Source organism: Pseudomonas sp. Fl4BN1, assembly GCF_009908285.1.
Lineage (GTDB): Bacteria > Pseudomonadota > Gammaproteobacteria > Pseudomonadales > Pseudomonadaceae > Aquipseudomonas.
Genome location: NZ_JAAARM010000009.1, coordinates 78,401 through 98,163 on the forward strand (window position 1 = coordinate 78,401; position 19,763 = coordinate 98,163).

The window sequence follows — 19,763 nt, forward strand, 5'->3', positions numbered from 1 at the left end:
CTTTTTAGCTGTGAATTACAGCCTAGCAGTGATTTTTCTTATTACTTGGGGCGCCCTATCCCAAGTGGACGTTCAGATTTTCTGCACTTTCCCCAAGCCCCGCAGTCGGAACCTACACACCTCACTCATCACCCTGCAGGAGAGCCGACATGGCCAACACCTCGTTACGCAAAGCCTCGCTGGAAAGTATGGAAGCCGAGATCGAAAGCCTGCTCAAATCGCTGGAAAGCCTTAAGGACGACGCTTCTGATGAGTCGCGCAAAACCCTCAAGGCGCTCAAGAGCAATGCCGAGAGCGCACTCAAGCACTCCCGTAGCCTGCTCAGCGATGCCTATGAAGAAGTCAAAGTGAAAACCCGTGAAACCGGGATCGCCACCCGCGACTACGCCCAGGAACACCCCTGGACCACTGCCGGCGTCGCCGTCGGGGCCATCGGCCTGCTGGCCGCTTACCTGCTGTGCAAACGCGGCAACTAAGCCTGCTGGCGCAGTTCGTTTTTCAGCCACTGCGCCAATTGCCGAGCGCGCCCGTCTGCGGCGCGCTTGGGTAACCACAGCGCCAGTTGCCCCGGGGTGTCGGAAAAACCCCATGGGGCAACCAGCCTGCCTGCCAGCAAGTCCTCGGTCACCAGCGGCTCCGGGGCAATCGCCACCCCCAGCCCGGCGACGGCCGCCTCCAGCAAATAATACAAATGCTCGAAACCCTGCCCGTACTTCAGCCCGTCGGCGTCGATGCCGTTGTGCCGCGCCCAACTGGGCCAGGCCTGGGGACGCGATGTAGTGTGCAGTAAAGGCTCCTGCGCCAGCACGCTGGCCGGCGCCTCGCGCAAGCCCGGGTAACCGGCGTAACGCGGGCTGAGCACCGGGCCGATGCGCTCGCCGGCCAGTTCATAGACCTGCATGTCCGTCGGCCACGGCGGCTCGGCAAACACCAGCAGGGCATCCAGCCCTGGGCGTCGGGGGTCCAGATCTCCTTCACCGGCAGAAAGGTGCAGACGCAGGTCCGGCAAGTCGGCATTCAACCGCCCCAGACGGGGAATCAGCCAGCGCGCCAGCAGGCTGCCGGAACAGCCCAGTACGAAAGGCGCATCAGCGCTGCCCTGGGTCAATTCGGCGCAGACATCCCGCAGGCGCTCAAAGGCTTCGCTGCTGGCGTCCCGTAGGCGCCCCCCGGCATCTGTGAGTTTAAGGCCACGGCCTTCCTTGACGAAGAGACTCAGCCCAAGGTGCTCTTCGAGGACCTTCAATTGCCGGCTGACCGCGCCGTGGGTTACGTGCAATTGCTCGGCAGCCTGGCTGACGCTGTTGAGCCTGGCAGTGGCTTCGAATGCCCGCAGGGCATTCAGGGGGGGCAGCTCGCGGCTCATGGGATAGTTGAGTTTTCCTGACAGGTTGTGGCGATCTTATCGGTTTTCAGCGCCGGGGGTGAGGGGTAGAGTGAGCCTCATTGTCTTTCTTCAAAGCTTTCTTTCCATGAAGGCTTATCACTACGAACTTCCCCGGGAGCGCTCCAATGACCCAGTCCCAATTGCGTAATGGTCCTGACGACAACGGCCTGTTTGGCGCGTTCGGCGGCCGTTACGTGGCTGAAACCCTGATGCCGCTGATCCTCGACCTGGCCCGCGAATACGAAACAGCCAAGGAAGATCCCGAGTTCCTCAAGGAACTGGCCTACTTCCAGCGCGACTACGTCGGCCGTCCCAGCCCACTGTACTTCGCCGAGCGCCTGACCGAGTTCTGTGGCGGCGCCAAGATCTACCTCAAGCGCGAAGAGCTGAACCACACCGGTGCCCACAAGATCAACAACTGCATCGGCCAGATCCTCCTGGCCCGGCGCATGGGCAAGAAACGCATCATCGCCGAGACCGGCGCCGGCATGCACGGCGTGGCCACTGCCACCGTGGCCGCGCGCTTCGGCCTGGACTGCGTGATCTACATGGGCACCACCGACATCGAGCGCCAGCAGGCCAACGTGTTCCGCATGAAGCTGCTGGGCGCCGAAGTGATCCCGGTGGTGGCCGGCACCGGCACCCTGAAGGACGCGATGAACGAAGCCCTGCGCGACTGGGTGACCAACGTCGACAGCACCTTCTACCTGATCGGTACGGTGGCCGGCCCGCACCCATACCCGGCCATGGTCCGCGACTTCCAGGCAGTGATCGGCAAGGAAACCCGCGAGCAGCTGCAAGCCCAGGAAGGCCGCCTGCCGGACAGCCTGGTGGCGTGCATCGGCGGCGGTTCCAACGCCATGGGCCTGTTCCACCCGTTCCTCGATGACAAGGACGTGCAGATCATTGGCGTAGAAGCCGCCGGCTACGGCATCGAGACCGGCAAGCACGCCGCCAGCCTGAACGGCGGCGTACCCGGCGTATTGCACGGCAACCGCACCTTCCTGCTGCAGGACGACGATGGCCAGATCATCGACGCCCATTCGATTTCCGCCGGTCTCGACTATCCCGGCATCGGCCCTGAACACGCCTGGTTGCATGACATCGGTCGCGTCGAATACACCTCGGTGACCGATGACGAAGCCCTGGCCGCGTTCCACCAGTGCTGCCGCCTGGAAGGCATCATCCCGGCCCTGGAAAGCGCCCACGCCCTGGCCGAAGTGTTCAAGCGCGCGCCGACCCTGCCCAAGGATCACCTGATGGTGGTCAACCTCTCGGGCCGTGGCGACAAAGACATGCAGACCGTGATGCACCACATGGAACACTCTCAACAAGAGCAATCCAAGCAGGAGAAACACTGATGAGCCGCCTGCAAACCCGCTTTGCCGAGCTGAAGCAACAGAACCGCGCCGCCCTGGTGACCTTCGTCACTGCCGGCGACCCGAACTACGACACCTCCCTGGCGATCCTCAAGGGCCTGCCCGGTGCCGGGGCCGACGTGATCGAACTGGGCATGCCCTTTACCGACCCGATGGCCGACGGCCCGGCAATCCAGTTGGCCAACATTCGCGCCCTGGGGGCCAAGCAAAACCTGGCGAAAACCCTGCAGATGGTCCGCGAGTTCCGCGAAGGCAACAGCGACACGCCGCTGGTGCTGATGGGCTACTTCAACCCGATCCACCGTTACGGCGTGCCACGCTTTGTCGCCGACGCCAAGGCCGCCGGTGTCGATGGCCTGATCGTGGTGGACATGCCGCCGGAACATAACAGTGAGCTGTGCGACCCGGCCCAGGCCGCGGGCATCGATTTCATCCGCCTGACCACCCCGACCACCGACGACGCGCGCCTGCCGAAAGTGCTCGACGGCAGCTCGGGCTTTGTCTACTACGTCTCGGTGGCCGGGGTGACCGGTGCCGGCGCTGCCACCCTGGAGCATGTGGAAGAGGCCGTGGCCCGTCTGCGCCGCCATACCGACCTGCCCGTCAGCATCGGTTTCGGTATCCGCACTCCGGAACAGGCAGCGGCCATCGCTCGCCTGGCAGACGGCGTGGTAGTGGGTTCGGCGCTGATCGACCACATCGCCAACGCCGAGTCTTCCGAGCAAGCGGTGGACGGCGTCCTGAACCTGTGCGCGGCCCTGTCCGAAGGGGTGCGTAAGGCCCGTGTCAGCTGAAGGTAAAGTTCCTGATACAGAGGAATTAGCGCCTCTGGATGCAGACTAATCTGGCAAGACCGAGGGTTTCAGAACCAATGTTCTGAAACCCTTTTTGCTGTTTGTGCCGCGAGGAATACCTGATGAAAATGCCCAAACGTCTGATTGCCAGTGCCGCAGTGCTGATGCTTAGCGCCAGCCCGTTGTTGCACGTCATGGCCGACGACCGTGGTGATTATGATCGTGGGGGTGATCGCGCAGGTCCACAACAAGGTCATTGGGACAACCGCGGCGGCGATCATCGCGGCCCGGAATACGACCGGCGTGGTGGCCCACCCCGGGATTTCGGTCCGGTGCGTCAGACTATTCGCGACAACCACGGCTACTTCGTGCGGGGCGCGCCTCCACCTCCCGGCGTTCACCTGATGCGCGGCCAACCGCTGCCTCGCGGCTACTACGGCGAACGCCTGGACAACCGCGCACTGTCGCGCCTGCCGGTGTATCCGGGTTATGAATGGCGACGCATGGGCGCTGACGTCTTCCTGATCGAAGTGGGCAGCGGCATCGTCTACGACATACTCGACGGCGTGCTCTACTGATCAGTTTTTGTACAAAGCCGACCCTGGCAGGGGCCGGCTTGCCGACGCACCGTCGCCCCTCAAAATCCCGTCAAATCCAACGGCCGCATCGCCCCCATCCAGATCGCATGATCAGTGTGATCCAGCAGGTCATCGCCTGTATCCGGATGTAGAAACACCACCAGCCCCTGGCGATTGAGCGCCAGCCATGGCACCACATCGGCAAACACTTGCGGCGTGAACGCCAGTTGGCAACTCCAGTCCGGATGCGGCCCCACCGGCCGCTCGTGGACCCGGCCCATTTTCACGGCAAACAGCTGCGCCGCCTGCTCGCACAAAGCTCGGGCCTGGTCGATGGTGCTGGCGTCAAAATACACGTGGGCGTGATAACCCTTGATCCGTTGCATGCAAAACCTCGCGATAAAATCGAACCTTCCGGCTTGCCTCAGATGTCCCGCTCAGCCTGTGCAAAACAGGCCATCACCTCATGAGGACGGCAGATCCGCTGTTCAAGCAAATGCGCCATGGTGCCATGAGTCGTCCAGTCAGTGCGTCCATGCTGACGCGCGCAGGTCATCAATCTCCCGGGCCTTGCTGAAGTTCAACCCGCCCAGGCCAGTGAGTGACCGGAATGGTTAGTCGTCCTTGCGCAGGCGTCGGTATCACTGAGGAGCCAGGGCAACCACATGCAACCCTGTGACGCCTGCTCAAGGCGCCGATTACTGGGCGATGGATGGCAGCGACAGCCCCTTGAGGGATTGAGCGCTGTCGGCCTGCTCGCTCATCAGCCAGTCAACGAAACGCTGGATCAACGGTCCCCGGCGTTTACGCTGGGGCAGCACCACGTAGTAGCCGTAGCTGGAGATCTGCGTTTCGGCGATCGGCCGGCATAGCAGGCCCTGATCCAGCAGGTTGTCCACCAAGTGGCGCCAGCCGATGGCCACGCCCTGGCCGCCGATAGCCGCCTGGATCAGCAAGGTGTAGTTATCGAAGCGCAATTGCCCCGGGGCCGGCGCGGTGGCAATGCCCAACTCACGGAACACCCCATTCCAGTCGAACCAATGGCTGCTGTTTTCGCCACGCAGGTGCAGCAGCGGCAACTCCAGCAAGGAGCGCACGGGCAGGGGCGCGATGCGCTCCTTGAGCAGCAGCGGGCTGCACACCGGAAACACTTCCTCTCCGAACAGCCAGCGACTTTGCCCCTGCTTGAAACGCCCATCGCCAAACAGCACCGCCACGTCGATATCGCTGCGCAGCATGCTGTGGCTGCGTTCGCTGGTGACCAGGCTGACGTCCACCTGCGGGTTGGCCTGATGAAAGCGGTGCAGGCGCGGCATCAACCAGTAGGCGGCAAAGGCGAAATCCGTGGCCACCTGCAACACCTCGTGCTGATGCTGTTGGCGAAGGGCACTCAAGCCGGCATCGATACTCTGCAAACCAGCCTGCACCTGCTCCAGCAGCAAGGCCCCGGACTCGGTCAGTTCGATGCCCCGGTAGATCCGGTCGAACAGGCGCACGTTCAATTGCTCCTCCAGCCGCTTGATCTGCTGGCTGATAGCCGGCTGTGTGGTGCCCAGCTCCAGCGCCGCGGCAGTGAAACTGCGTAAACGGGCCGCCGCTTCAAACACTCGGAACAGGTCCAGGGACAAATCGCCAAGGGCTTCATACATAAGCTGCACTTATCCTAGTCATTGCCTTGCATGGGCTTTACCGCAAAAGACAGGGAATCCATGCTCAATCGCAGCACTCTCGCATAACCATCGACTATGGAATGCCGCGAACCCATGAAGCGCAAGAACATTCTTTTCATCATGGCCGACCAGATGGCCGCGCCCTTGCTGCCGTTCTACGGTTCATCGCCGATCCAGCTGCCACACCTCAGCCGCCTGGCTGCTAAAGGCGTGGTATTCGATGCCGCCTACTGCAACAGCCCGCTGTGCGCACCGTCGCGCTTCACCCTGGTGAGCGGTCAATTGCCGAGCAAGATCGGCGCCTATGACAACGCCGCCGACTTCCCTGCCGACGTGCCCACCTACGCCCACTACTTGCGACGTCTGGGCTATCGCACAGCGCTCTCGGGCAAGATGCACTTCTGTGGACCGGACCAGTTGCACGGCTACGAAGAACGCCTGACCAGCGACATCTACCCCGCCGACTACGGCTGGGCGGTGAATTGGGACCAGCCCGAGGTGCGCCCCAGCTGGTACCACAACATGTCCTCGGTGCTGCAGGCCGGGCCCTGCATACGCACCAACCAGCTGGATTTCGACGAAGAGGTGGTGTTCAAGGCCCAGCAGTATCTGTTCGACCATGTCCGCGAGGCTGGTGAGCAGCCATTCTGCCTCACCGTCTCGATGACCCATCCTCACGACCCGTACACCATTCCCAAGGCGTTCTGGGACCTGTACCACGACGATGAAATTCCACTGCCGCAAACCCCTCCGCAAAGCCAGCTGGATCCACACTCCCAGCGCCTGCTCAAGGTCTACGACCTGTGGGACAAGCCCTTGCCTGTGGATAAGATCCGCGATGCGCGCCGCGCCTACTTCGGTGCCTGCAGCTACATCGACAGCAACGTCGGCAAGCTGCTGCAGACCCTGGAAGACACCGGATTGGCGGACGACACGCTGATCGTATTTTCCGGCGACCACGGCGACATGCTCGGCGAACACGGCCTCTGGTACAAAATGCACTGGTTCGAAATGGCCGCACGGGTGCCGCTGCTGATTTGCGCACCAGGGCAATTCGCCGCCGGACGGGTCAGCGCCGCGGTGTCCACGGCCGACCTGTTGCCGACCCTGGTGGAGCTGGCCGGCGGCCAGGTGCAAGCCGATCTGCCCCTGGACGGCCGCTCGCTGATCCCACATCTGCAAGGGCGCGGCGGGCATGATGAAGTGTTCGGCGAATACATGGCCGAAGGCACCATCAGCCCGCTGATGATGATTCGCCGTGGCGCCTACAAGTTCATCTACAGCGAAGACGACCCGTGCCTACTCTTCGATGTGCACAACGACCCGCAAGAACACAGCGACCTCAGCCAGTCAGCCGAACATCGGCCAGTATTCGCAGCCTTCCTTGCCGAAGCCCGGGCCAAGTGGGACATCCCGGCCATCCATCAACAGGTCCTGGCCAGCCAGCGCCGCCGCCGCCTGGTGGCCGAGGCGCTGAGCCGGGGCAAGCTCAAGAGCTGGGATCACCAACCACTGGTGGACGCCAGTGCGCAATACATGCGCAACCACATCGACCTCGATGACCTGGAGCGCAAGGCTCGTTATCCACAACCCTGCCAAAACCAATAATGTGAGGGGAAGAGCATGCAAAGGTTATCCACAGCACTGGCGGTCGGGCTCCTGGCCCTGGGCAGCACATCTGCCAGGGCCGACTCATGCGAAACGGTGAAAATGGCCGATCCGGGCTGGAGCGACATTGCCGCCACCAACGCCATCACCGGCTTGCTGTTGGACGGCATGGGCTACAAGACAAAGGTCGACACCCTGGCCGTACCCATCATCTATGGCGGTCTCAAGGACGGCCAGGTAGACATATTCCTGGGAAACTGGATGCCGGCGCAGCAGGGCTTCTACGACAAGTTCGTGGCCAACGGCGAAGTCATCCAACTGGCGAAGAACCTGGAGGGCACCGAGTTCACCCTGGCGGTCCCGGACTACGTCTGGGACGCGGGCGTGCATGACTTTGCCGACCTGAACAAGTTCGCCGACCAGTTTGACAAGAAAATCTATGGCATCGGCTCCGGCGCCCCGGCCAACCTGTCGCTGCAGGAAATCATCAAGAACAACCAATTCAACCTCGGCCAGTGGAAGCTGATCGAGTCCAGCGAACAGGCAATGCTTGCCGAAGTGTCCCGGGCCACCCGGAAACAGCGCTTCGTGACCTTCCTCGGCTGGACCCCACACCCGATGAACGTGCAACTGAAAATGCATTACCTCAGCGGCGGCGATAAGTACTTTGGCACCAGCGGCAGCGTCTATACCCTGACCCGCAAGGGTTATGCACAGGCCTGCCCGAATGTCGCCAAGCTGCTGGGCAACCTGCGCTTCACCCAGGACATGGAGAACAGCATCATGGCCGAGGTAGCGAACAACAAGCTGAGCAATACCGAAGCGGCCAAGGCCTGGATCAAGGCCAACCCGGCGGTGCTGGAGCAATGGCTGGAAGGGGTCCGGACCCTCGACGACAAGGATGCCCTGACGGCGGTCAAGGCCAGGTTGTAGATCGAGACGCGCCGTTCGCCTTGGCCATTCGCTGGCAAGCCAGCTCATACGGGCGAACGGCTCTCAAGACTTGCACCCCATCCGCTGACGCTCCACCCTGACACTTCGTCCCGTCCCCACCCCGCGAGGAACCATGGCCTGGCCCAACCGCCATTCACTCCTGCCTTTCCTGAGCTGGCTGCCACAGCAGACCCGCACCAGTGTCGGCCGCGATCTGCTGGTGGGCCTGAGCGGCGCGATCCTCGCCCTGCCGCAATCCATCGCCTACGCCTTGATCGCCGGCCTGCCTGCGGAATACGGGCTGTACGCGGCCATTGTTCCGGTGCTGATCGCCTGCCTCTGGGGCTCGTCCTGGCACTTGATCTGTGGCCCCACGGCGGCGATTTCCATTGTGCTCTACGCCAGTGTCAGCCCCCTGGCGGTGCCGGCGTCCGAGGACTACATCACCCTGATCCTGCTGCTGACCCTGTTGGCCGGGGTCTTCCAGTGGCTGCTGGGGATGCTGCGTTTCGGGGCCCTGGTGAACTTCGTCTCGCACTCGGTGGTGCTGGGCTTCACCCTCGGTGCGGCGGTGGTGATCGCCCTGGGCCAGATGCCCAACCTGATGGGCCTGGACCTGCCGAACCAGGCCACTGCCCTCAATAGCCTGACCTTGCTGCTGGAACACCTGGACGCCGTGGACCCGCCTTCGCTGCTGCTGGGGCTTGGCACCCTGGTGGTCGGGCTCACCTTGAAGCTGCTGGCGCCACGCTGGCCGAGCCTGTTGCTCAGCCTGCTGCTCAGCGGGCTGGTGGTATGGCTGCTGCCGGGGATGTTTGGCCAGGTCCGACTGGTCAGTGCCTTCGTCGGCCAACTGCCACCGTTGAGCCCGCTGCCACTGGATCTGGAACTGATCCTGCGCCTACTGCCCAGCGCCGTGGCAGTGGGCATGCTCGGGCTGGTGACCAGCTTGTCAATTGCCCGCTCGCTGGCGGCCCGCTCGGAACAACTGCTGGACGCCAATCAGGAAGTCCGCGCCCAGGGACTGTCGAACATCGTCGGCGCGTTCTTCTCCGGCTACTTGTCCTCGGGCTCATTCACCCGCTCCGGACTGAGTTACGAAGCCGGTGCACGCTCGCCCCTGGCCGGGGTGTTCTCGGCACTCTGGGTGGCACTGTTCGCGGTGACCGGCGCCGGGTTGATCGCCCACATCCCGATCCCCGCCATGGCCGGGAGCATCCTGCTGATCTGTTGGGGGCTGGTGGATCACCGGGGGATTCGCGCCTTGTTCCGGGTCAGTCGCGCCGAGTTCGTGGTGATGAGCCTGACCTGCATCGCCACCTTGCTCCTGGAACTGCAGACGGCGATCTATGCCGGAGTCCTGGCATCGCTGTTCTTCTACCTCAAGCGCACCTCGCAACCCCGGGTGCAGCAATCCAGTGAAGGGGATGAAGACATCCTGCGGGTCGGCGGCTCGATCTTCTTCGGCGCCAGCCACTACCTGCAGGTGCGCATGCAACGCTGCCATGCGCCGAGGCTGGTGATCGACGCGCGGCAGATCAACTTCATCGATTACTCAGGCGTGGAAATGCTGCACCAGGAGGCACGCCGGCTGAAGCGCCAGGGCCGCAGCCTGACACTGCGCCGGGCACGGCAGACGGTGAAAGAGGAATTGATCAAGCTGGAAGGACCGCAGCGGTGTCCGATCCACTTCGAGGACTGAAACATGGTCCGTAGCTGCCGACTGGCCAGCGCATGGCCCCGGAGAATCGGCACCTGCCGCAAGACCGTCGGCGCTGGCAACCCAGCACCTACACAGTGCCGCGGTTACAGAGCCAATTGGCGGCGCAGTTCGGCCAGCACCGGGGCGCTGTCCGGACGCACACCGCGCCACAGGTAGAAGGCTTCCGCGGCCTGCTCGGCCAGCATGCCCAGGCCGTCCAGCGCCAGTGCGGCGCCATGTTCGCTGGCCCAGCGGCAGAATGGCGTCGGCTCCTTGCCGTACATCATGTCGTAGCACACCGTGTGGCCCGGTTCGATCAGGCTGCTGGCTATTGACGGCAGCTCGCCCGACAGGCTGGCGGAGGTGGCGTTGATGATCAGGTCCACCGACTCTTGCAGCCAATTGAAACCGCTGGCCGCCACAGGCCCCAGGTCGGCGAACAGCTCCGCCAGCAATTCGGCCTTCTCTACGGTGCGGTTGGCAATCACCACCGACGCCGGTTGCTCCGCCAACAAAGGCTCGAGGGCACCGCGCACCGCACCACCGGCACCCAGCAGCAGAATCCGCTTGCCCTTGAGGCTGACCCCGGCGTTCACCGTCAGGTCACGCACCAATCCGGCGCCATCGGTGTTGTCCCCCAGCAGGCTGCCATCGGCCTGCTTGTGCAAGGTGTTCACCGCACCGGCCCGCTGGGCGCGCTCGGTCAGGCGGTCGCACAAGCGATAGGCATCTTCCTTGAACGGTACCGTGACATTGGCCCCGCAGCCGCGGGCAAAGAAGCTGCGGGCGGCGCCGGCGAAATCATCCAGGGGCGCCAGCAGGGTGTTGTATTCCAGGCGCTGGCCGGTCTGTTCAGCGAACAACCGATGGATCAGCGGCGACTTGCTGTGGCCGATCGGATTACCAAAAACGACGTACTGATCCATCTCTCAACCCTTTGTCCAACGGCAACCTGCAGGCACTGGCTGGCCAGCGCCTACGGCAGGCGCGGTATTTAGTTGCTGCCAGCCAGCCAGTCGCGATCCTGCAGGAAGTACTCGGTCAGGCGCGCTTCTTCGCTGCCCGGCTCGGCCTTCCAGTCGTAGCCCCAGCGCACTTGCGGCGGCAGCGACATGAGGATCGATTCGGTGCGGCCACCCGATTGCAGGCCGAACAGGGTGCCACGGTCATAGACCAGGTTGAACTCCACATAACGGCCACGGCGGAACTCCTGGAATTCCCGCTGCTGTACGCTGTAGGCAGTAGCCTTGCGCCGCTGGACGATGGGCAGGTAAGCCTCGATATAGGCATCGCCAATCGCCCGCATGAAAGCGAAGCTGGTGTCGAAGTCCCACTCGTTCAGGTCATCGAAGAACAGACCGCCAATGCCCCGGGGCTCGTTGCGGTGCTTGATGTGGAAGTAGCTGTCGCACCAGGCCTTGTAGCGCGGATAGACCTCGGGACCGAAAGGCGCGCAGGCACGCTCGGCAACCCGGTGCCAGTGCACGCAGTCATCGATGTTGCCGTAGTAAGGGGTCAGGTCGAAGCCGCCACCGAACCACCAGACTGGTTCTTCACCTTCCTTCTCGGCGATGAAAAAACGTACGTTGGCGTGGGACGTCGGCACATGCGGGTTGTGCGGGTGAATCACCAGCGACACGCCCAGGGCCTCGAAACCACGACCGGCCAGTTCCGGACGGTGGGCGCTGGCCGATGGCGGCAGACCGCTGCCGAACACATGGGAGAAGTTGACCCCGCCCTTTTCGATCACCGCACCGTCGCCGATCACCCGGGTACGGCCGCCGCCGCCAGCAGGGCGGGTCCAGGCGTCCTCGATGAAGCGTGCACTACCGTCTTCGGTTTCCAGTGCAGCGCAAATGCGGTCTTGCAGGTCGAGCAGGTAGGCTTTTACGGCCTCGGTGCGGGTAGTCATGGCATCACCTTGGATCGGGCAAAGCTACGCGGCGCTAGGGATGAAACGCAGGCCGGCGCAAATGGGCGCGTAGCATAACACCGCGCCGGGGCCTGCCGCAGTTGACGAAGGTCAAGCGGAGGAGTCCGATAGAGCACTTTCACGCGACGACCGAGGAGAGAGTGCAGATGGCCAAACGAATCCAGTTCCGTGCCCATGGCGGCCCCGAAGTACTCGAGTATGTGGATTACCACCCAACCGAACCCGGCCCGCAGCAGGTTCGCGTCAGCAACCAGGCCATCGGCCTGAATTTCATCGACACCTATTTCCGCAGCGGCCTGTATGCGCCACCGACACTGCCATCGGGCCTCGGGGCCGAAGGGGCTGGGGTGGTCGAGGCCGTCGGCAGTGCCGTGACCCGCTTCAAGATCGGCGACCGGGTGGCCTATGGCAGCGGGCCGCTGGGCGCCTACAGCGAAGCGCATGTGTTGCCGGAAGCCAACCTGGTGCACCTGCCGGACAGCATCAGCTTCGAACAAGCGGCCGCAGTGATGCTCAAGGGCCTCACCGTGCAGTACCTGCTGCGCCAGACCTATGAACTCAAGGGCGGCGAAACCGTGCTGTTCCATGCCGCAGCGGGCGGCGTCGGTTCCCTGGCCTGCCAGTGGGCCAAGGCGCTTGGGGTAAAGCTGATCGGCACCGTCAGTTCGCCGGAGAAAGCCGCCATCGCCAAGGCCCTGGGCGCCTGGGAAACCATCGACTACAGCCATGAGGACGTGGCCAAGCGGGTACTGGAACTGACCGATGGCAAGAAGTGCCCGGTGGTCTATGACGGCGTGGGCAAGGACACCTGGCTGACATCCCTGGACTGCCTGGCACCGCGTGGCCTGATGGTCAGCTTCGGCAATGCCTCGGGTGCGGTGGACGGGGTGAACCTGGGCATTCTCTCGGCCAAGGGCTCGCTGTACGTGACCCGGCCGACCCTGGCCAGTTACGCCAACAACGCCGAGAACCTGCAGATCATGGCCGACGAGCTGTTCGGCATGATCACCAGCGGCAAGCTGAAGATCGAGATTGGCCAGCGCTTCCCCCTGGCGGACGCAGCCAAGGCCCACATCGAACTGTCGGCGCGGCGTACTACCGGCTCGACGGTGTTGTTGCCCTAGACGTCTGCGGCGGCAAGCGCAGGCCGCCCGGCCGCTCCTGCAATGCAATTCCTGCAGGAGCCGGCTGGCCGGCACCGCTTTTCAAGAAGGCCGCACCACCTTGCCCGTAGCCAGATCACGAATCAGGCTCGGGTTCTTGCGCCCACCCAGGCTGCCGCCCAGGACCATGTCCAACTGCCCGCGGAAATACTGCTCGATGCGAATCCGCGTCCGAGCCGCCGGCCGCCCCTGGGGATTGGCCGAGGTAGAAATCAACGGCCCGACCAAGGCGCACAACTCACGCACCTGCGGATGATCACTGACCCGCAGGGCCACGGTGTCGTGTACCCCGGTAACCCATTCGGGCAGCAGATCCTGGTGGGGCACCAGCCAGGTATTGGGTCCCGGCCAGGTGCTCGACATGCGATCGATCCAAGTGTCCGGGAAGTCCTCGAAGAGGAAGTCGAACTGACGGATATTGTCAGCGATCAGGATCAGACCCTTGTCCACTGACCGTGACTTGATCGCCAGCAGGCGATCCACCGCCTCTTCATTCCAAGGATCGCACCCCAGGCCCCAGACCGCTTCGGTTGGATAGGCAATCACCGCCCCTGCGCGAATCTCTCGTGCGGCTTGTTGCACACGCCAACTGCTGACCATTGCCGACTCTCCAGATAAAAGCTGTGCGCAGTTTACCGATCCTGCTTATAAAACCTAGCTCAGGCGTGCAAACCAACGCCCGTTTTCATTGACCGCGCGACCTTCGATCTCCAGCTCGGTCAGGGCCGCCAACACCCGGGGCAAGGGCCATCCGCAGGCAGCGGCCAAGGCCTCGCTGCTATAGGGCGCGGCCTGCAGCAGGGCCAGCAATGGATCCGCGCAAGTCTCGGCCAGGGGGAAAGCGGTCGGCGGCAGCTGCTGCCAGCCTCTCAGGGTCTCAAGTATGTGCTGAACGCTTTCCACCAGCACCGCGCCATCGCGGATCAGTTGATGACAGCCCCGGGCTGCCGGGTGGTGGATAGAGCCGGGAATGGCATACACCTCGCGGCCTTGCTCCGCCGCCAGGCGAGCGGTGATCAAGGAACCGCTGGCCACGCTGGCCTCCACCACCAGCACGCCCAGGGACAGGCCACTGATGATCCGGTTACGCCGGGGGAAGTGTTCCGGACGCGCTGCGGTGTCCAGCGGGAGCTCGGAAATCACCGCGCTGCCCTGCTCGATCATCGTCTTGGCCAAGGCCCGATGCCGCTGTGGATAAAAATTTTCCAGGCCCGTCCCCAGCACCCCCACGGTACGTCCACCAACCTCCAGGGCCGCCTGGTGCGCAGCACCGTCGATGCCCAGGGCAAGGCCACTGGTGATCACGAAACCGGCCCCGGCCAGGCTCCGGGAAAACGCTGCAGCGGTGTCCAGTCCCGGCCGCGAAGCACGGCGGCTGCCCACCATCGCCAACTGCGGCAACTCCAGGATCGACGGATCACCGGCCACGAACAACAGCGGTGGCGCATCCTCCAACTGCGCCAGCAAGGCCGGGTAGCCGGGCTGGTCCCACATCAGCAAATGCTGGGCCTGGTTGTCTATCCAGGCCAACGCGCGGCGGGCACCATCACGGACTTCGACGCTGCGCCGGGCATCGCTACAGGCCTTCGGCAGGCCCAGCGAGTGCCAGGCAGCCGCGGGAGCGACCAGGGCTTTGGAAGCAGAACCGAAGGCCTGAAGCAAACGCTGAAAGCGCATGGCACCCAAGCCGGGCAGGCCATGCAAACGTAGACGGGCCTCCAGTTCGGCCGGGGAAATGGCAGCAGCATTCGAGTGCGACATGGATCATCCTTGATCGTCATCGGGCCGCTCGGCACCGGAACAAGCTGTGGATAAGTCTGTTGGTAACTTGTTGAGGAAAGGCTGCCCGCAAGGGTCGCGCGCCGTGTCCAGCGGCGCCAGCGAGCGCAAGGCCTGGAGTACGAGCCCATCGCTGAGTTTGTCCTAGCAACGGCAATCCACCGGTCGAAACTCGCTCCATCGCCAGGGCTGTTGCAGATAGCGGCTGGCACTGCTTCACGGGGTATCGCCCGCCGTCACCCGACAATGCTGTGGATAACCGTCCTTGAGATGCACCTGGGCCTGACCGATGGCAGTCCAGCCCAACAGCAGCAAGGCGATCAGTGATTTCCTCATGGGCTGAATCCCTTTATTATGTAGGTTCGCGTAAAACGCCAGAGCCTGCGCGGCTCGCTCCTTCCCTGAGCACGTTTTGCATCGGCGACCCAGGTCCAGGACCTGCCAGGACGCCGACTCCGCCCTTACTTCACACGTGTAGCAATTACGCTTATGGCCATTTTAAACATCCTCGAATTCCCCGATTCGCGCCTGCGCACTATCGCCAAACCGGTGGAGGTAGTGGACGACGAAGTGCGTCAGTTGGTCGATGACATGTTTGAAACAATGTATGAGGCCCCAGGCATTGGCCTGGCGGCGACCCAGGTCAACGTGCACAAACGCATCGTGGTCATGGACCTGTCCGAAGACCGCACTGAACCCCGGGTGTTCATCAACCCCGAGTTCGAAGCCCTGACCGACGAGATGGACCAGTATCAGGAAGGTTGCCTCTCGGTACCGGGCTTCTATGAGAACGTCGACCGTCCGCAACGCGTCAAAGTCAAGGCTCTGGACCGTGATGGCCAGCCTTACGAACTGATCGCCGAAGGCTTGCTCGCGGTGTGTATCCAACACGAATGCGACCACCTCAACGGCAAGTTGTTCGTCGACTACCTGTCCACACTCAAACGTGACCGGATCAAGAAGAAACTGGAAAAGCAGCATCGCCAGAACGCTTGATGCTCCTCTTCCAAAGGCTTGCAGCGGCAAGCCTTTTTCTTTTCCGCATGTTTACTACCGAGAATTCCCATGACTGAGCCACTGCGCATCGTCTTTGCCGGCACTCCCGAGTTCGCCGCCGAACACCTCAAGGCCCTGCTCGACAGCCCTTATGAGATCGTCGCGGTCTACACCCAACCGGATCGCCCGGCCGGCCGTGGACAAAAACTGATGCCCAGCCCGGTCAAGCAGCTTGCGCTGGAGCACAACATTGTCGTGCTGCAACCGCCGACCCTGCGTAACGCCGAGGCCCAAGCCGAACTGGCGGCGCTCAAGCCGGACCTGATGGTGGTGGTGGCCTACGGCCTGATCCTGCCGCAGGTGGTGCTGGATATTCCACGCCTGGGTTGCATCAACAGCCACGCCTCCCTGCTGCCACGCTGGCGCGGTGCGGCGCCGATCCAGCGCGCCGTGCAAGCCGGTGACGCACACAGCGGGGTGACCGTGATGCGCATGGAAGCCGGGCTGGATACCGGGCCGATGCTGCTCAAGGTCAGCACCCCGATCAGCACCCAGGACACCGGCGGCAGCCTGCACGACCGCCTCGCCGAAATGGGCCCGCCGGCCGTACTGCAAGCCATCCAGGGCCTGGCCGCCGGCACCCTGGAAGGCGAAATCCAGGACGACAGCCTGGCCACCTACGCCCACAAGTTGAACAAGGACGAGGCACGCATCGACTGGCAGCGCCCCGCCGTGGAGCTGGAGCGTCTGGTACGGGCCTTCAATCCCTGGCCGATCTGCCACAGCACCTTGAATGGCGAGGCCCTGAAAGTCCTGGCCGCCACACTGGCTGAAGGCCAAGGCGCTCCGGGGCAGATCCTCGACGCCAGCAAGGACGGCCTGCTCGTTGCCTGTGGTGAGCAGGCACTGTGCCTGACCCGCCTGCAACTGCCCGGTGGCAAGGCGCTGAACTTCAGCGACCTGTTCAACAGCCGCCGCGAGAAATTCGCCATCGGCACGCTGCTCGGCCAAACGGCGGACGCCCAATGAACCCGCGCCTGGCCGCCGCCAAGGCACTGACCGCGGTCCTCAACGGCAAGGCCTCGCTCAACAGCTCGTTGCCGATCCAGCTGGACAAGGTCGAAGTGCGCGATCGCGGCTTCACCCAGGACCTGGCATTTGGCACCGCACGCTGGCAGCCACGGCTGTCGGCACTGGCGGCCAAGCTGCTGCAGAAGCCCTTCAAGGCGGCGGATGCCGATGTCGAGGCGCTGCTGCTGGTGGGCCTCTATCAACTGCTCTACACCCGGGTGCCGGCCCACGCCGCCATCGGCGAAACCGTAGGCTGCGCCGACAAGCTGAAGAAGCCCTGGGCCAAGGCCCTGCTCAATGCCGTGCTGCGCCGCGCCCAGCGCGAAAGCGAAGCCCTGCTGGCCGAACTGGAACACGACCCGGTGGTGCGTACCGCGCACCCACGTTGGCTGCAAAAATCCCTCAAGGCGTTCTGGCCCGAGCAGTGGGAAGCCATCTGCGCCGCCAACAACGCCCACCCGCCGATGATCCTGCGGGTCAACCGCCGTCACCAATCCCGGGACGCCTACCTCAAGCTGCTGAGCGAGGCCGGCGTAGCCGCCAAGCCGTGCGTCTACAGCCAGGACGGCATCGTTCTCGACGAGGCCGGTGACGTCCGCAGCCTGCCGGGCTTTGCCGAGGGCTGGGTCAGCGTGCAGGACGAAGCCGCACAGCTGGCCGCCGACCTGCTGGAACTGGCACCGGGACAACGGGTGCTGGACGCCTGCTGCGCACCGGGAGGCAAGACCTGCCATATCCTCGAAGTCGAGCCGGCCCTGGCCGGTGTGGTGGCGGTCGACCTGGAAGCCAAGCGCCTGGTACGGGTCCGGGAGAACCTCGATCGCTTGGGGCTCGACGCCCAATTGATCGCCGCCGATGGCCGCAACACCCAGGTCTGGTGGGACGGCAAACCGTTCCAGCGGATCCTGCTGGACGCGCCGTGCTCGGCCACTGGGGTGATCCGCCGCCATCCGGACATCAAGCTGACCCGTCAGCCCGAAGACATCGCCGCCCTGGCGCAACTGCAAGGCGAGCTGCTGGACGCCATGTGGCAGGCCCTGGAAGTCGGCGGCATCCTGCTCTACGCCACCTGTTCGACCCTGCCCACCGAGAACACCGAAGTGATCGAGGCGTTCCTGGCCCGCACCCCGGGCGCTCGTGAATTGGACATCGGCGGCCAACTGGGGCAGCCTGCGGCCGGCCTCAAGCAGCCCCACGGGCGCCAGCTGCTGGCGCAAGAGGGCGGCCACGACGGCTTCTACTACGCCAAGCTGATCAAGATTGCCGCGGCTCGCGGCTAAACGGTTTTAAGGGAGTGACTGGATGAAGATCATCATCCTCGGTGCCGGCCAAGTCGGTGGCACGCTGGCGGAACACCTGGCCAGCGAAGCCAACGACATTACCGTGGTGGACACCGACGGCGAACGCCTGCGCGACCTCGGCGATCGCCTGGACATTCGCACCGTGCAAGGCCGTGCCTCCTTTCCCACGGTGCTGCGCCAGGCCGGCGCCGATGACGCCGACATGCTGGTGGCGGTGACCAACAGCGACGAAACCAACATGGTCGCCTGCCAGGTCGCCCACACCTTGTTCCACACCCCGACCAAGATCGCCCGGGTCCGCGAGGCCGCCTACCTGACCCGCGCCGGGTTGTTCGACAACGACGCGATCCCGGTGGACGTGCTGATCAGCCCCGAACAGGTGGTGACCAACTACATCAAGCGCCTGATCGAGCACCCCGGCGCCCTGCAGGTGATCGACTTCGCCGAGGGCAAGGCCCAGCTGGTGGCGGTCAAGGCCTACTACGGCGGCCCACTGGTGGGGCAGCAGTTGCGCCAACTGCGCGAGCACATGCCCAACGTCGATACCCGGGTAGCGGCGATCTTCCGTCGCGACCGGCCGATCATGCCCAAGGGCGATACGGTGATCGAGGCCGACGACGAGGTGTTCTTCATCGCCGCCAAGGCCCACATCCGGGCGGTGATGAGTGAGATGCGCCGGCTTGAAGAGTCCTACAAGCGCATCGTCATCGCCGGTGGTGGGCAGATCGGCGAGCGCCTGGCCGAAGCCATCGAAAGCCGCTACCAGGTAAAGATCATCGAGATGAACCCGGCCCGTTGCCGCTATCTGTCGGACACCCTGGACAGCACCGTGGTGCTGCAGGGCAGCGCCTCGGACCGCGACCTGCTGCTGGAAGAGAACATTGCCGACGCCGACATCTTCCTGGCCCTGACCAACGACGACGAGGCCAACATCATGTCCTCGCTGCTGGCCAAGCGCCTTGGGGCGAAAAAGGTCATGACCATCATCAACAACCCGGCCTATGTCGACCTGATCCAGGGTGGCGACATCGACATCGCCATCAGCCCGCAGTTGGCGACCATCGGCACCCTGCTGACCCACGTGCGCCGTGGCGACATCGTCAGCGTGCACTCCCTGCGCCGGGGCGCGGCAGAAGCCATCGAGGCCATCGCCCATGGCGACGCCAAGTCGAGCAAAGTGATCGGCCGGGCCATCGAGAACATCGGCCTGCCGCCGGGCACCACCATCGGCGCGATCATTCGTGATGAAGAAGTGCTGATCGCCCACGACGACACCGTGATCGAGGCAGGGGACCATGTGATCCTGTTCCTTGTGGATAAAAAGCACATCCGCGATGTGGAGAAACTGTTCCACGTTGGCCTGAGTTTCTTCTGATCAAACGCGGCCCTGTGGCCTCTGCCACAGGCTGCGATTGCCCCATAAGGGTGCGGCCCGCAAAAAATCCGGCGCTGCTGCGCCAGCCCACAGG

The 19,763-nt window shown here is 63.7% G+C and carries 19 protein-coding genes; 12 read left to right on the forward strand and 7 right to left on the reverse strand.

All coding sequences use genetic code 11. The annotated features are described in order from the left end of the window. Positions 1-149: 149 nt before the first annotated feature. Positions 150-476, forward strand: a complete 327-nt coding sequence (locus tag GV818_RS12555; protein ID WP_161752428.1) for a DUF883 family protein — start codon at positions 150-152, stop codon at positions 474-476. Here GV818_RS12555 and GV818_RS12560 read toward each other — a convergent pair. After that, positions 473-1,366 (reverse strand): LysR family transcriptional regulator, encoded by an 894-nt coding sequence (locus GV818_RS12560; RefSeq protein WP_161776694.1) that lies wholly within the window; start codon positions 1,364-1,366, stop codon positions 473-475. The two genes, GV818_RS12555 and GV818_RS12560, sit on opposite strands and share 4 nt — an antisense overlap. Positions 1,367-1,512: 146 nt before the next feature. Between GV818_RS12560 and trpB the strand changes: the two genes are divergently transcribed. From trpB to GV818_RS12575, 3 genes are all read left to right on the forward strand, one after another. Further along, positions 1,513-2,748: a tryptophan synthase subunit beta gene (trpB, locus tag GV818_RS12565; protein ID WP_161752432.1), complete on the forward strand. Its 1,236-nt coding sequence runs from the start codon at positions 1,513-1,515 to the stop codon at positions 2,746-2,748. Next, a complete protein-coding gene (gene trpA / locus GV818_RS12570) occupies positions 2,748-3,560 on the forward strand; it encodes a tryptophan synthase subunit alpha (RefSeq protein ID WP_161752434.1) in 813 nt (270 codons plus the stop codon). Before trpB ends, trpA begins: the two co-directional genes overlap by 1 nt. A 122-nt stretch (positions 3,561-3,682) precedes the next feature. Then, positions 3,683-4,138, forward strand: a complete 456-nt coding sequence (locus GV818_RS12575; RefSeq protein WP_161776695.1) for an RcnB family protein — start codon at positions 3,683-3,685, stop codon at positions 4,136-4,138. A gap of 59 nt (positions 4,139-4,197) precedes the next feature. Here GV818_RS12575 and GV818_RS12580 read toward each other — a convergent pair whose 3' ends face one another. Further along, on the reverse strand, positions 4,198-4,524 hold the full coding sequence (locus tag GV818_RS12580) for a DOPA 4,5-dioxygenase family protein (RefSeq protein ID WP_161752438.1): 327 nt from the start codon (positions 4,522-4,524) through the stop codon (positions 4,198-4,200). Between the two features lie 312 nt (positions 4,525-4,836). Beyond that, positions 4,837-5,787: a choline sulfate utilization transcriptional regulator gene (locus GV818_RS12585; protein ID WP_161776696.1), complete on the reverse strand. Its 951-nt coding sequence runs from the start codon at positions 5,785-5,787 to the stop codon at positions 4,837-4,839. A 114-nt stretch (positions 5,788-5,901) separates the two neighbouring features. Between GV818_RS12585 and betC the strand changes: the two genes are divergently transcribed. From betC to GV818_RS12600, 3 genes are all read left to right on the forward strand, one after another. Next, positions 5,902-7,416, forward strand: a complete 1,515-nt coding sequence (betC, locus tag GV818_RS12590; RefSeq protein WP_161776697.1) for a choline-sulfatase — start codon at positions 5,902-5,904, stop codon at positions 7,414-7,416. A 15-nt stretch (positions 7,417-7,431) separates the two neighbouring features. Beyond that, a complete protein-coding gene (choX, locus tag GV818_RS12595; protein ID WP_161752444.1) occupies positions 7,432-8,349 on the forward strand; it encodes a choline ABC transporter substrate-binding protein in 918 nt (305 codons plus the stop codon). Between the two features lie 133 nt (positions 8,350-8,482). Then, positions 8,483-10,051, forward strand: a complete 1,569-nt coding sequence (locus GV818_RS12600) for a SulP family inorganic anion transporter (RefSeq protein WP_161776698.1) — start codon at positions 8,483-8,485, stop codon at positions 10,049-10,051. A gap of 104 nt (positions 10,052-10,155) precedes the next feature. On the opposite strand, the gene aroE is transcribed toward GV818_RS12600, so the two are convergent. Together aroE and hemF are read right to left on the reverse strand one after the other, a co-directional pair. Next, positions 10,156-10,977 carry a shikimate dehydrogenase gene (gene aroE / locus GV818_RS12605; RefSeq protein ID WP_161776699.1) on the reverse strand — a complete coding sequence of 274 codons (822 nt, stop codon included), beginning with the start codon at positions 10,975-10,977 and terminating at the stop codon, positions 10,156-10,158. Between the two features lie 68 nt (positions 10,978-11,045). Beyond that, positions 11,046-11,963 (reverse strand): oxygen-dependent coproporphyrinogen oxidase, encoded by a 918-nt coding sequence (gene hemF / locus GV818_RS12610; RefSeq protein ID WP_161752450.1) that lies wholly within the window; start codon positions 11,961-11,963, stop codon positions 11,046-11,048. 167 nt (positions 11,964-12,130) lie between these two features. Here hemF and GV818_RS12615 point away from each other — a divergent pair, with 167 nt between their 5' ends. Then, the gene (locus tag GV818_RS12615) at positions 12,131-13,108 is read left to right on the forward strand and encodes a quinone oxidoreductase family protein (protein ID WP_161776700.1); all 978 of its coding nucleotides are present in this window, start codon (positions 12,131-12,133) and stop codon (positions 13,106-13,108) included. Positions 13,109-13,189: 81 nt separating this feature from the next. Here GV818_RS12615 and GV818_RS12620 read toward each other — a convergent pair whose 3' ends face one another. Beyond that, positions 13,190-13,747, reverse strand: coding sequence for an L-threonylcarbamoyladenylate synthase (locus GV818_RS12620; RefSeq protein WP_161752454.1), 558 nt, complete (start codon positions 13,745-13,747; stop codon positions 13,190-13,192). A 54-nt stretch (positions 13,748-13,801) separates the two neighbouring features. After that, on the reverse strand, positions 13,802-14,908 hold the full coding sequence (dprA, locus tag GV818_RS12625; RefSeq protein ID WP_161776701.1) for a DNA-processing protein DprA: 1,107 nt from the start codon (positions 14,906-14,908) through the stop codon (positions 13,802-13,804). A 507-nt stretch (positions 14,909-15,415) separates the two neighbouring features. Here dprA and def point away from each other — a divergent pair. From def to trkA, 4 genes are all read left to right on the forward strand, one after another. Further along, positions 15,416-15,922 carry a peptide deformylase gene (gene def, locus GV818_RS12635; RefSeq protein ID WP_161752458.1) on the forward strand — a complete coding sequence of 169 codons (507 nt, stop codon included), beginning with the start codon at positions 15,416-15,418 and terminating at the stop codon, positions 15,920-15,922. Between the two features lie 69 nt (positions 15,923-15,991). Further along, the gene (fmt, locus tag GV818_RS12640) at positions 15,992-16,951 is read left to right on the forward strand and encodes a methionyl-tRNA formyltransferase (protein WP_161776702.1); all 960 of its coding nucleotides are present in this window, start codon (positions 15,992-15,994) and stop codon (positions 16,949-16,951) included. Beyond that, complete coding sequence (rsmB, locus tag GV818_RS12645; RefSeq protein ID WP_161752462.1) at positions 16,948-18,273, forward strand: 16S rRNA (cytosine(967)-C(5))-methyltransferase RsmB; 1,326 nt, start codon at positions 16,948-16,950, stop codon at positions 18,271-18,273. Before fmt ends, rsmB begins: the two co-directional genes overlap by 4 nt. A gap of 22 nt (positions 18,274-18,295) precedes the next feature. After that, complete coding sequence (gene trkA, locus GV818_RS12650) at positions 18,296-19,669, forward strand: Trk system potassium transporter TrkA (RefSeq protein WP_161752464.1); 1,374 nt, start codon at positions 18,296-18,298, stop codon at positions 19,667-19,669. The last annotated feature ends 94 nt before the right edge of the window (positions 19,670-19,763 follow it).

Coding starts and splice junctions, on each gene's coding strand:
- GV818_RS12580 (WP_161752438.1), bottom strand. CDS start 4,524: ATGCAACGGATCAAGGGTTATCACGCCCACGTGTATTTTGACGCCAGC.
- trkA (WP_161752464.1), top strand. CDS start 18,296: ATGAAGATCATCATCCTCGGTGCCGGCCAAGTCGGTGGCACGCTGGCG.
- dprA (WP_161776701.1), bottom strand. CDS start 14,908: ATGTCGCACTCGAATGCTGCTGCCATTTCCCCGGCCGAACTGGAGGCC.
- GV818_RS12575 (WP_161776695.1), top strand. CDS start 3,683: ATGAAAATGCCCAAACGTCTGATTGCCAGTGCCGCAGTGCTGATGCTT.
- def (WP_161752458.1), top strand. CDS start 15,416: ATGGCCATTTTAAACATCCTCGAATTCCCCGATTCGCGCCTGCGCACT.
- choX (WP_161752444.1), top strand. CDS start 7,432: ATGCAAAGGTTATCCACAGCACTGGCGGTCGGGCTCCTGGCCCTGGGC.
- trpB (WP_161752432.1), top strand. CDS start 1,513: ATGACCCAGTCCCAATTGCGTAATGGTCCTGACGACAACGGCCTGTTT.
- aroE (WP_161776699.1), bottom strand. CDS start 10,977: ATGGATCAGTACGTCGTTTTTGGTAATCCGATCGGCCACAGCAAGTCG.
- rsmB (WP_161752462.1), top strand. CDS start 16,948: ATGAACCCGCGCCTGGCCGCCGCCAAGGCACTGACCGCGGTCCTCAAC.
- betC (WP_161776697.1), top strand. CDS start 5,902: ATGAAGCGCAAGAACATTCTTTTCATCATGGCCGACCAGATGGCCGCG.
- GV818_RS12560 (WP_161776694.1), bottom strand. CDS start 1,366: ATGAGCCGCGAGCTGCCCCCCCTGAATGCCCTGCGGGCATTCGAAGCC.
- GV818_RS12585 (WP_161776696.1), bottom strand. CDS start 5,787: ATGTATGAAGCCCTTGGCGATTTGTCCCTGGACCTGTTCCGAGTGTTT.
- fmt (WP_161776702.1), top strand. CDS start 15,992: ATGACTGAGCCACTGCGCATCGTCTTTGCCGGCACTCCCGAGTTCGCC.
- GV818_RS12615 (WP_161776700.1), top strand. CDS start 12,131: ATGGCCAAACGAATCCAGTTCCGTGCCCATGGCGGCCCCGAAGTACTC.
- trpA (WP_161752434.1), top strand. CDS start 2,748: ATGAGCCGCCTGCAAACCCGCTTTGCCGAGCTGAAGCAACAGAACCGC.
- GV818_RS12620 (WP_161752454.1), bottom strand. CDS start 13,747: ATGGTCAGCAGTTGGCGTGTGCAACAAGCCGCACGAGAGATTCGCGCA.
- GV818_RS12600 (WP_161776698.1), top strand. CDS start 8,483: ATGGCCTGGCCCAACCGCCATTCACTCCTGCCTTTCCTGAGCTGGCTG.
- GV818_RS12555 (WP_161752428.1), top strand. CDS start 150: ATGGCCAACACCTCGTTACGCAAAGCCTCGCTGGAAAGTATGGAAGCC.
- hemF (WP_161752450.1), bottom strand. CDS start 11,963: ATGACTACCCGCACCGAGGCCGTAAAAGCCTACCTGCTCGACCTGCAA.